This is a genomic window from Chitinophaga sp. W3I9, assembly GCF_050434025.1.
GTDB lineage: Bacteria > Bacteroidota > Bacteroidia > Chitinophagales > Chitinophagaceae > Chitinophaga.
Map to the genome: position 1 here is coordinate 6,550,630 of NZ_JBNPWC010000001.1, position 11,841 is coordinate 6,562,470.

The window sequence follows — 11,841 nt, forward strand, 5'->3', positions numbered from 1 at the left end:
GGAATATGACTTTACCAGCCCGGATTTTGGCGCATGTTATCGTTCTTCACCACTTCATCGTATGGAATGGGATACAAATACATTTTGGGCGCAATAAACACCGGTTTAAATACTTCCGCCAGGTTGTAGCTAAAGGCAGGTCCTTCCTTGATGATGTTCATACCATGCAGTGCCTTTCCATATACCTGCTGCGCAATTTTCCAGCGGCGGATATCCCAGAAGCGGTGTTCTTCAAAGGCCAGTTCTATCCTTCTTTCGTTACGCACTACATTGCGCATTTCATCTGCTGTCATATTTTCCTTCAGACCATACATGCCGTTATCGCCGGCTGCAATCCCAGCACGGGCGCGCAGATCTTTCAGCACCTGGTATACTTCCGCAGTGGGGCCGTTGGATTCATTTTCTGCTTCGGCAAAATTGAGCAATACTTCCGTGTAGCGCAGGATGATCCAGTCGTGGCTTGTATTGCTGTACTGCGTGGCATTTTCAAAGTTGCCCATGAACTTGCGCATATAGTAAGATGTTTTCGTACCGGGTTCTGCGCCGCCGGGCCGGTGCTGACCGCCCTGAAATGTTTGCAGTTCGGTATTCAGCCAGCGGGCGCCATTGTACAGGATACTCATGGCCAGGCGTGGATCGCGGCGGGCATAGGGTTCATTGGAGTTGTAGCCTGATGCAGGATCGGTGATCGCCAGCCCGGCATTGGTAGGGAAGGCATCCACCAGTTCCTGGGTGGGATTGGTGCGCCCTCTTGCTACCGCGGCAAAACCTACCGGTCCGTTGGTACTTTCAATTTCCGTAGTGTTTCCCCCCTGGCGGAAGAAGATAACCTCACTGTTGTTTTGGGTGATGAATACATCTTTGAAATTGGGTACCAGCGCGAAAGTCTTTTCATTGATCAGTTCCCGGGCGGCATCTGCTGCCAGTTTCCAGCGTGCTTTATCATAACTGCTGTAACCTGTCAGCGGATTACTGGCCTCGATATTTTGCCCGTTGAACAAGGGACTGGCTGCATACAGCAACACCCTTGCTTTTAAAGCCAGTGCAGCGCCCCTGGTGGCACGGTGGCTGTTCAACTCCGGCGCTACAATGGGATTAGGACGCAGGCTGTCTTTGATGGCGTTGCATTCGTTTACAATATAGTTTACGCAATCTGCGAAAGAACTGCGCGGTATCTGCACATCATCTCCCAGCTCTCTTACTTTATCTCCCATAAGTGGTATACCGCCATAGCGTTTCAGCAGTTCAAAATAAAACAGCGCCCTGATAAAACGGGCTTCTGCTTTCCATGCGTAGCGGATAGAGGCGCCGTTGGGTAATTTTTCCTTTACGGGCGACACGTCGATGTTGGAAACAAAAAGACTGGCAGCGCGGATAGCGGCGTAGCAATTGTTCCAGGGCGATTCGTCTGTGATGGGTGCATAAGAGGTGAATGCACCTGTGGCAAGTTGTGATACCGCGGAGGTACCTACCAGGCCGGAGATGGCATCATCTGAGGCTGCATCGAGCAAATCGCCGCCTACACGGTTGTAGCCACCGGGAAGTTTGGAATAGATGCTGTTGAGAAATTTGTTGGCATAGGTACCCAGTGAATCATCCTGGTCAAATACATACTCGATGGTTACTTTTTCGAGTGGAATAACTTCGTAATCTTTTCTGCAGCTGATGATGACTGTCATACAGCCGGCCAGGAAGATCAATATGCGGAAATGTTTCATGGTGCGTTGTTTAGATGGCTGACTAGAATTTTATGTTGATACCGGTGTTCAGTACCCGCTGGATGGGATAGGCTCCCACTCCTACTTCGGGGTCAACGAAATCGTATGCAGCATGTGTAAACAGATTCTGTGCATTGGCAAATACCTTTACGCTGCCCAGCCTCACGCGGCTTGTCCAGCGGTAAGGGAGATTGTAAGCAACATTTATATTTTTCAGCCGGAAGTAATTACCATTACGTACCCAAAAAGAAGAGCTGAATTTATTGTAGTTGTTGTTCGCGTCGGCAGTCAAACGCGGATAGGTAGCGGTACCCGCTGTTTCCGGTGTCCAGCGGCCGGTGATCTGTTCATAAGCCTGACCGTAGGTGAAGTTCTGAAACTGGAAACCTGCTTCGGTGGCAAAATTATCTACATAGTTAATTCTGTTACCCACACCCTGTAACAATGCGCTGGCTTCTATTCCTTTCCAGGAAAAACCGATGTTAACGCCATAATAAATACGAGGCTTATGCGTACCGATAGGCGCTTCATCAAACTGGTTAATGACGCCGTCGCCGTTCAGGTCTTTGTAACGTATGTCGCCTGCCAGTGGTTTATAACCGGCGATGGTAGCGCTGCCGGCCGCTTCTTCCGCTGATGCAAAAAAGCCATCTGCTATATAACCGAAGCGCATGCCTACCGGCTGTCCTGTTCTTTTGTTCCAGTCGTAGTCGCGGCGCTGTTCATCCATAAACACCACTTTGGTGCCTTCGATACTTCCATTGGCAGTAACGAAATAGTTAAAATCCTTTATCCTGCCCTGGTAGGTTACCGTGAGTTCTCCGCCCTGGTAGAGGTTAATACCGATATTTTCCGGGGGATAGGCGGCGCCGGAGAGGGCGATACTTTTTCCGCGTATCTGCAGGAGATTTTCGTAGCGGTCGTGATAATAATCGGCCGTTACCTGCAATTTGTTATTGAATAACGACAGGTCCATTCCTACATCCATTTTCCGCGCGGTTTCCCAGGAGATATTCACATTGGCCAGGCCATTCTCCTTAAAGCCGGAACCTGCGGATCTCGCTGTCCCCTGGGAGTATATGCCGCCGCCAATGCCATTATCTTCGCTAAAGTCCTGGCGCCAGATATAATAGCCGGAATTATCGATACCGTTGCCGGTGTGTGCATAGGTACCTCTTAGTTTCAGCTGGTTTAACCAATCGTTGTTTTCTTTGAGAAAGTTTTCCTGTGCGAGGTCCCAGCCGATGCCGCCGGCGAAGAAAGTGCCATATTGTTTACCCGGCAGATAGCGGTTATAGCCGCTCCTGTTGAGGGCGCCCTCTATGAAATATTTACCTGCGTAGTTGTAAGCTACTTTACCTGATATGTTGGTAGATTTACCAGGCAGATCATAGTTAAAGATGGTTTGCCTCGTATCGGCCAGCACTACGGCATTCACGCCATGCGGACCAAACTGTCGGTCGTAGTTCAGTGATGCCTGTCCAAAGAAATACTGCGCATTAAAAACGGAAATGAAATTATTCTGCTGCGCCACTGCGTTACCTGCTTTGGTATACAGCGTGTCTTCATCTGTTATCGATACGCGGTATACCAGGTCACTTTTACTGCGGTCTATTGCATTGGCTGATTGTATAGACAGGTTGCCTTTTCCTTTTAAGGACAGGCCGGGCAGCCAGTCGCCAAGATTATACTGCAAATTTACATTTGCCATCACATCTTTGCTGTTATCCTGTATATAGCCGCTGTTAATGGTTTGCGACAGGAGGTTGCTGGTGAGGTTACTGGTACCGCCCCAGCTGCCGTTGGGATTGTAAACGGGATAAGCGCCGTTCGGTGTTCCGAGGAGGTTTCCCAATATGTTATTAGTTCCGGCGCCCGGTTGCGTTCCTTCCTGCAGGCGGCCAAAGAGCTGCATGCCCACATTGAAGTTTCGTGTAACGTCAATGTCTACGTCGGTATTGATCAGGTAGCGCTTTAATCCTGCGTTGGTGTTATAGTTATTATCAGAAGAAGTTTTGAATATACCCTGTTGACCGGTATAATTCAGTGACACGGAATACCGGGCTACATTACCGCCGCCGTTGATGTTGAGGTTGTAGCGGGACATAGGAGCGTTATCGCGCAGGATGGTGTTATACCAATTTACGTCCGGGTTGGTGTAAGGTTTTGTATGATCGCGGAAGGCGATAAAGTCGGATTCCTTGTACAGCGGCGCTTTGCCATCGTTCTGCAGGGCTTCGTTCAGCAGGTAAGCATACTGCCATGCCGGCAAAGGCTTTGGCTGGCTGAGAGATTGCTGGATGCCTGTTTGTGCAGTAAAGGATACGCGTGGTTTGCCGGCGCGGGCGCGTTTGGTGGTGACCAGTAATACCCCGCGGGAGCTGCGCTGACCGAGCATGATGGTAGACAATCCATCTTTCAGCACTGAAATCGATTCTATATTTTCAGGATCGATGGAAAACACATCCCGCTGTATTCCGTCTACGATTGTTACCGGTACCTGCCCGCGCAACGACAGATTCATTTCTGTATTATCATTGGGTTCCGATGCGCCTGGCCGGGGAATGTTCCCGATAAAGATATCTACATCGAAGTTGTTACCTGTGCCCGGGTTCCGGAAGCCGCTTACCTGCTGGGTATACAATCCTGCCAAGCGGCCTGGTAATGCGTAGGCAAACAAGGTAGCCGGTGTGGTAGACAATTGATTGGTGTATACCGTACCGATGGCGCCTACCGAACTTTTCGGGGAGGCTTCTCCATAGAGTACGGGAATACGTTGGGGTAAAGGGATAAATAGTTCGTCCATGCGCAGTGTGAGCGCGGTGGTATCGTGTATTTTTTGTTCTATTGCCTTGTAACCGGGATATTGGATAACCAGCGTGCTGTTCAGGGCCGCATGGATACTGAATGCGCCGTTGGTATTGCTGCTGGCAGTGTCGCCGGTATTTTTTACAGAGATGGCCGCCCCTGCAAGTGGCTGGCCATAGTTATCTATCAGCCGGCCGGAGATGATACCGGTTTGCTGTGCCTGTGCATTCGCGCAAACCGCAAGTACACAACAGGCAAGGGCTGAAATATATTTATTGATGTAGCTGTGAGCCATTGTTATTGACATTTGAAGGTGTACACAAAAGGGGCAGTGGTATTGCTAAATCCTACTTTCACCGTGCCGGTAGCATCTGTAAAAAAGTATTCGATCTTCTCCAGCGTTTGTCCTTCCTGCATGTTAAAATATGCGCGGGGCCAGATGGTGATAGCAGATTTATTACCGGTATAGCTTTTCAGTTTTGAGCTTTCCGTTTGCGTGCAGGCTTCGAGGATATGTCCATCGCTGGTATATCCTTTTGCGCAGAGATAAATGTTGCTTACGCCATTGAGCGCTGTAGACACTACATCCGGGTCGAAGCTCAGGGTGAGGAAGTCATTGTCGGTGGCCACGCCGGGGCTTACCGCCGCTATCTGCGGATTGCAGAAGTCGATGAGATCGCCCTGACCATCCGTGATGGAGAAGCAATCTTTGAACATGCTTTTGTATACATTGTTGGAACCAAATACATCGCTGAGTCCATCGCTGCTGGTGCCAAGGAAGTAGCCGGTTTTAAACTGTACATTTTCCGGACCTGGTTTGATCACCATGGTAACATCGATCTTATCTTTAACGCCTTGTGGTACATTATAGGCCTGATCTGTCCAGAACACTACCCATTCGAGGTTGTCTGTCATATAGTTGCCGCCCATGCCGAACCTGTTTTTCAGTGCCGCCGGCCATGACAGGCCGCCGACGAGAACAGACGAAGGCACCGGCACCATTTTACCGTTGCCATAGGAAGTGGTGGTATAGGTAATCGTTGAATTGGCTGCTGCCGCCCAGTTTTTAGGCGCCAGGAAACCAATGATCAGTCTTACGCCGGTGCGGCCGCCGTCGGCTACATCGATCCGGTTATGCATGGTGATGGTGATGTTCTCTCCTGCTTTAGCAGCAGAGGGCTCGTCCACCCCGTCGAGGAATACGCAACCAGCCAGCAGTAAGAGGAACAGGATGATACCGTATGTATATTTTTTCATAACGTGTTATGTTGTGTTGGATCAGGGATGCAATCTTTCGAGTGTGTAGTCGTATGTGTTAGCGGTGCAGCCAGGACTGAACGAAAAGTTGATGTTCCGTTTTCCGTTTACCACCGGGTAAGTGAAGGTGGTGTTGACCGGGCTGCTGACGCCCGTTTGACTGAAGCTGATCCGGAAAGGATATTTGGGATCATCCAGTGCGTAGCTGCCGTTTTTACTGACCACGAAAGGCAATGGATTTTCAATGGTATATTGAAGATCGGCGGTGAAGCGTATCCTGAACTTTGTGAAGTCCGTTAGTGTAGTGATATCCACGCCATTGCGCACTGCTTTAACGATGCGCCATTCGCCTGCAATATCTTTCACCGGCTCGGGCACCAGTATTTCACTGCGGTGACAGGAGTTGATGATGAGTACCAGTATTGGCATCAGTAAACATATCTGGAATCTTGATTTCATAATGTTGCTTTTTACCAGGATGGATTTTGTTTTAATTCAGGCGATTTCGCGGTTTCTCCCTGCGGGATGGCCCACAGGTACATGGCTTCGCGGAAATTGTGTTTGCGTACGGGGAAGATGGTATAGGTAACGTTCGCGCCGTTGCGTTTCACTTCCATGCCGGTCATTTGTTTATTTTCTGTTTGCGGGGCGATCTTCCATCTTCTTACATCCCAGAAGCGGTGGCCTTCAAATGCCAGTTCCACTCTCCTTTCCGCGTGGATGACCTCTCTCATTTGTTCTTTTGTAAGTGCTGCCGGCAATTCATACGGCGATAGTCCTGCGCGTTTACGTACCAGTTCCACCGCATTGTATACTTCCTGCACCGGGCCTGCATATTCGTTTTGTGCTTCCGCGAAGTTTAGCAGAACTTCTGCATAGCGCATCAGCGGAAAACAGCGTTGCGAGCCGTGTATAAAGTTGGCGGCAATATTTTCATCGAGCATTTTATTGGTGTAGTAACCTGTGGGTGTTCCGGCATGTACCGCATCCTGGCTTACGCCTTTGCCATCGGGGCCGAGAAAAATATTGACCGGTTCTTTCAGGCCGGTGTTTTGTATCAGTGGCGTTTGGTCGCGGATGACGGAATAGGCCAGTCGTGGATCACGATTGCTGTATGGATCGGCTGCGTTGTAACCTGATGAAGGATCGGTAATAGGTTTACCGTTTGCCATGCCGAAGGCGTCTACAAATCCCTGGTAAGGGAAGCCTCCCTGGGCGCCGTTCCGCGATGGCGGTTGCCAGGCGCTTTCGAGTTCACGGTTGCCGCCCTGCATCCTGGCGAAGATATACTCCGGGTTCACCCGAAGGGTAAATAATTTATAAAAGCCATAACCTGGAGCAGTGGTATTATCTTCATTCAAAGAATAAGCAGCGGTGTTCATTACGGCAGCAGCGGCATCGGCGGCGAGCTTCCAGCGTCCCGGAACATTGTCGGGGTACCCTGTAGGCGCCTCCTGCGGATTGATACCGCCACCATTGAAGAGCGGGCTGGCGGCATACAGCAGCACCCTTGCTTTCAGCGCCATAGCAGCGCCTCCGCTGGCGCGGCCGTAATCTTCGCGAATCCGCACGAGTGGTAATACAGCGGCGGCTGCATCGCATTCAGATATGATGTAGTCCACGCACTCTTTATAGGAGTTGCGCACCGCGGGGATCTTATCTTCCACCTTATACACAGAGTCGCCCAGCAGCGGAACACCTCCATAATGTTTCAGCAGATCGGCATAATACCATGCTCTCAGGAAGCGTGCTTCCGCGGCCATCACGTTGCGGATAAACGACGGGATGGGTGAGCCGGGCAGGTGCTTCAGCAGCTGGTTTACCCTGCGGATATTGGTATAGGGCAGGTTCCAGGCGTCGGCGCTGATGATAGAAGGATTGACGGTACCGGTGGCAAATTGAATGGAGGTGGTCACCGTGGCAGATTTCTGTGGTTCCGCTTCATCGCAGGAGGCATCGAGGCCGCCGTTGCCAAAGCGGGTAGCGTTTTCCGCAAAGCCAATGTCGACATAAATGTTGGTGAGGAAAGCGACGGTGCGGGCGCTGTCGGCAAATACCGTTTGCTCGTTCAGGTTAGTCGTTTCCGTCTGATCCAGGAAGTTCTTTTTACCGCAGGAAGCGAGGGTAAAAATTCCTATGCACAGGCATACAGGAGCAGTGAACGCAAATTTCATTTTCATAACGTTAATACGTGTTAGCATCCAGCTTTTGGTGATAAAAATTTACATACGTGGCATGACATCGCCTGTTCTGTAAAAGCGGTCTTCTACAGTGGCCTATGATGCGGGATCTTTTTTGATTGGTTACGGTTTGTCCCTATGGTATGACACCTTAAAAAGACCCTACCGCCATTCTTCCATTAATTTTTATTTAATTCCCCAGTTTTTTGCCGGCTGGTTACCCATTTCCAGTACCAGTGTGCCGCCGGCAGTGATATCTGCGTGGTTGATATAACAGTGGGCGTATGGTTTGCCGTTTAACCAGGCGCGCTGGATGTAGCGGTTGGCAGACGAATTATTGCGGGCGCTGATAGTAAACTGTTTGCCTTTGGCATAAGCCGGATCCAGGGCGATGCTAATGTTATCAAACACCGGGCTGGTGATCTCATACCGGGTACTTCCGGGGCATACCGGATGCAGTCCGCTGGCGGCCAGTACATACCAGGCAGACATCTGCCCTACATCTTCATTACCTACCAGTCCTTCCACCGAATTATGATAAGCGCGGGCGCAGATTTCGCGGGTCCATTTCTGGGTAAGCCAGGGGGCGCCCAGGCGGTTGAATAAAAACGGAACGTGATGAACCGGTTCGTTGGCATGGTTGTAATAATCGTTCCACATCATGTTTTGCGGAACTTTATCAAAGAATACGGTCAGATCTTCCAATACCTTTTCTTTTCCACCCATGAGGGCTACCATGCCGGGCACATCGTGCGGAACAAACCAGCCCTGCTGATAAGGGCTGCTTTCAATAGTGCCATATCCCTGTTGCATGCGGCCCTGTTCCGGCCAGGGTTGCCAGCTGCCATCGTCGTTGCGCGGGCGGAACCATGCTTTGGCGGTGTCAAATACATTTTTATAATTGGCGCCACGGACCAGGTATTTTTTCGCATCGTCCTTTTTGCCGAGTGCGCCGGCCAGTTTGCCGAGGCACCAGTCGAAGTACGCGTATTCCAGCGTGAGCGATACGCTTAGTCCGCCGGTGGAATATCCTTTGCTGCCGTTCCCGAATTTCTCTACGGAATTTTTGGCGAAGGCATAGCCTTTACTGATATCAAAGCCACGTATTCCTTTTGCCCAAGCATCTGCCATCACCGATACGGCGGGGTTGCCGATCATGCAACCGCTGTAGGCGTTCAGGAATTCCCAGCGTTCCAGGTATTGGTTGCCGCTTTCATCTGCCAGGGTGACCAGTGAATTCACCATGTCGTTTACTACGCGGGGATTGATGATGCTTTGGAGGGGCATCTGGCTGCGGAATACGTCCCAGCCGCTGAAGATGGTGCGTTTGGTAAAGTTTTTCACGGCGTGAACTTTTCCATCTCCCCCGATATATTTTCCATCCGCATCAGAAAAATTGCGCGGGTCTATCATGGTATGATACAGGGCTGTATAGAGTATTTTCTTCTCCTCTTCCGAGCCTCCTGTTACCGTTATTTTTCCCAGCGCTTTGTTCCAGGAGTTGAAGGTTTGCTGCCTGATACCATCAAAATTCCAGTCTTTGATCTCTGTTTCCAGGTTATTCCTGGCGCCATCGATGCTAACGAAGGAAATGCCTGCTTTCATCAGTACAGCTTCCTTTTCTGTTGTGGCAAATTCTGTATAGAAGCCGAGATGTTTACCTGCTTTTTCTTTAGTGCCGGGTATCACCGTTGCTTTTGCGATCTGTTGCTGGTAGCGGGCGCTTTCAATGTCTTCCCGTTTACGCGACCATCCGTCGGGGATGTCTGCACTCCAGACGCCGCATTTTGAAAGTGGTTTACTGAATTGTGCATAAAAGTATACCGTGTAATTACCTTTACCATCGCCGTTTCCCCAGCCGCCGCCTTCCGGTGTGCACTGCATGTACCCTGCGATGGTGCTGTCGTTGATCACTTTCACTTCCTGCCAGGTGGAGGTACCGCCTACCCGGCGGGCCAGGTCGATTTGTAGGCGTGATTGCTGATTGGCGGGAAAGGTAAAGCGCATGATGCCGCTGTGCGGAGCGGCGGTCATTTCTGCTTTGATATTATTTTCTGTGAGCAGAACGGAGTAGTACCCTGCGGTAGCCTTTTCTTCTTTTTTTGAGTAGGTAGAACGATACCCTTCTTCCGGATGTTGCCGGCTGCCGGCGGCAGTTTGCAGGGGGCCGGTGGCGGGCATCACCAGGAAGTTGCCAAGATCTCCATACCAGCCGATGCCGCTCATTTGCGTAAAGGCAAAGCCTTCTATGGTGGTATGTTCATAACTGTATCCTGAGCCGTTGTCGCCACCGGTAATGGTATTGGGGCTGAGCTGCACCATGCCAAACGGCGTGGCGGCACCGGGAAAAGTTTTGCCGAGGCCGTGGTAGCTGCCGGCGGCATCTTCACTGGTACTGGCGCCGATGAAAGGGTTTACGTAAGCAGCGGGCCCCTGGGCCTTACCAACCGTTGCAACCAGGAAGAGTGCGGAAACGAATATAGAAGCAGTGATTTTCATCTTTAAATTTTAACGATCTCAATTTTATGAAGCACCGGTTTGTTGATCGTATAGATCAGTTTAACGATGGTATCGATCTCATTCAGCCAGGCCGTACGCAGTTCTTTGTACATGGCTGTTTCATAATTTCCTTCGTGGAAGCGCAGCATACCATCTGTTTTTGCGGCGGTGCGCACACTGTCCAGTGCTGCGGCGTTATCGTGCAATAATAAATGCTTTTTATCAAAAAAGTTACCCTGTACCCAGTAGTAACTGCGTAAATGGCCTTCCAGCTCTGCACGGCGGAGATTGAGCTGCATAATGGAATACGCCTGTTTGTATTGCGGCGTTTCCGGCAGCGTGGCAAGGTTGATGCCTTCGGCGAATGCGGTAGCGGACCATCTGCCCATAGCGTGGCCGTCTATCAGCAGTGTATAATCTCCGGACGACAATCCATCTACCTGTAACATTTCCCGGTTAAAATCTTCTGTAAAAGGAATCCAGTTCAATGCATCAGATTGTTTCTGGTTATTGCCCCATATGCGGGACACCGTATCTATGGGAAAGGGCAGTGATGCGGCCAGGTAGCCGAAACTTACTTTATTACCGGAAGCTGTCAGCTGGCTGATATTACAATTCACCGCCTGCTGCAATTTACCAGCGCTCGCGTTAATCCTTACTGCTGCCACAGGTTTGCCGTTCAGTCCCTGGCTTTTCAGGAAGAGGGAAGCCATTACCAGGTGTCCTGCATTACCGGGATGGATCCTATCGGGGCCAATCATGGTAAAAGTGGAATCCTTTTGCTGCAGTTGTTCATTCAGCGCTTTCATAGGCCGGAACAGGTCTGTAAAAGGCCAGTTATTTTTCTGTGCCGCCTGCTCCTGGAACTTTATTATTTCCAGCATGGCCTGTTGTTTACCGGGAAAATAATTCCCTGGTATCTTCGCGGTTTCATCGTATGGCGGCGACGACATCATTACTTTTTGTATAGCCGGCAGTTTGAGCAGCCGTTGTTCTATTTGCTGATAACTGCTGCGGGACGCGGCAATCCGTTCAGCGGCGGTTTTAGCAGCATCGCTGCTGTTAAATTCAAAGTAGCCGGTGTCGTTCATACCGAATGTGAGCACCAGTACCGTAGGCTTTTTAGCCAGGATATCATAATCCAGGCGGCGGTATATATCCGATGCTTTGTCGCCGCCAATGCCACCGTTGAGGATCACCAGTTTTTTGCCGGGGAAATGGGTCATGTAGTAGAGATAAATATACGAGACATAGGCTCCTGCTTCGGTGATACTGTTGCCTACAAAAATCACGCGGTCATTTTGTTGAAAGGGTTTTACCTGCGCCTGCGTGAACAAGGTGGCGAGGCATAACCCGATGGAATACACGAACTTTTTCAT

At 50.4% G+C, this 11,841-nt stretch carries 7 protein-coding genes; all 7 read right to left on the reverse strand.

The features are described 5' to 3' along the window. Positions 1-11: 11 nt before the first annotated feature. Entirely contained in the window at positions 12-1,718 is a 1,707-nt protein-coding gene (locus QFZ51_RS26615) for a RagB/SusD family nutrient uptake outer membrane protein (RefSeq protein WP_429050462.1), read from the reverse strand. A gap of 22 nt (positions 1,719-1,740) precedes the next feature. Then, positions 1,741-4,821: a SusC/RagA family TonB-linked outer membrane protein gene (locus QFZ51_RS26620; protein WP_429050463.1), complete on the reverse strand. Its 3,081-nt coding sequence runs from the start codon at positions 4,819-4,821 to the stop codon at positions 1,741-1,743. 2 nt (positions 4,822-4,823) lie between these two features. Continuing rightward, positions 4,824-5,783, reverse strand: a complete 960-nt coding sequence (locus QFZ51_RS26625; protein WP_429050464.1) for a DUF4961 domain-containing protein — start codon at positions 5,781-5,783, stop codon at positions 4,824-4,826. A 21-nt stretch (positions 5,784-5,804) separates the two neighbouring features. Beyond that, a complete protein-coding gene (locus QFZ51_RS26630; protein ID WP_429050465.1) occupies positions 5,805-6,242 on the reverse strand; it encodes a DUF5004 domain-containing protein in 438 nt (145 codons plus the stop codon). Positions 6,243-6,253: 11 nt separating this feature from the next. After that, positions 6,254-7,963, reverse strand: a complete 1,710-nt coding sequence (locus QFZ51_RS26635; RefSeq protein WP_429050466.1) for a RagB/SusD family nutrient uptake outer membrane protein — start codon at positions 7,961-7,963, stop codon at positions 6,254-6,256. A 186-nt stretch (positions 7,964-8,149) separates the two neighbouring features. Beyond that, a complete protein-coding gene (locus QFZ51_RS26640) occupies positions 8,150-10,462 on the reverse strand; it encodes a GH92 family glycosyl hydrolase (protein WP_429050467.1) in 2,313 nt (770 codons plus the stop codon). 2 nt (positions 10,463-10,464) lie between these two features. Further along, the gene (locus QFZ51_RS26645; protein ID WP_429050468.1) at positions 10,465-11,841 is read right to left on the reverse strand and encodes an SGNH/GDSL hydrolase family protein; all 1,377 of its coding nucleotides are present in this window, start codon (positions 11,839-11,841) and stop codon (positions 10,465-10,467) included.

What these genes read in the sequence shown, in the direction of transcription:
- QFZ51_RS26615 (WP_429050462.1), bottom strand. Translation starts at nt 1,718, where the DNA reads ATGAAACATTTCCGCATATTGATCTTCCTGGCCGGCTGTATGACAGTC.
- QFZ51_RS26620 (WP_429050463.1), bottom strand. Translation starts at nt 4,821, where the DNA reads ATGGCTCACAGCTACATCAATAAATATATTTCAGCCCTTGCCTGTTGT.
- QFZ51_RS26625 (WP_429050464.1), bottom strand. Translation starts at nt 5,783, where the DNA reads ATGAAAAAATATACATACGGTATCATCCTGTTCCTCTTACTGCTGGCT.
- QFZ51_RS26630 (WP_429050465.1), bottom strand. Translation starts at nt 6,242, where the DNA reads ATGAAATCAAGATTCCAGATATGTTTACTGATGCCAATACTGGTACTC.
- QFZ51_RS26635 (WP_429050466.1), bottom strand. Translation starts at nt 7,963, where the DNA reads ATGAAAATGAAATTTGCGTTCACTGCTCCTGTATGCCTGTGCATAGGA.
- QFZ51_RS26640 (WP_429050467.1), bottom strand. Translation starts at nt 10,462, where the DNA reads ATGAAAATCACTGCTTCTATATTCGTTTCCGCACTCTTCCTGGTTGCA.
- QFZ51_RS26645 (WP_429050468.1), bottom strand. Translation starts at nt 11,841, where the DNA reads ATGAAAAAGTTCGTGTATTCCATCGGGTTATGCCTCGCCACCTTGTTC.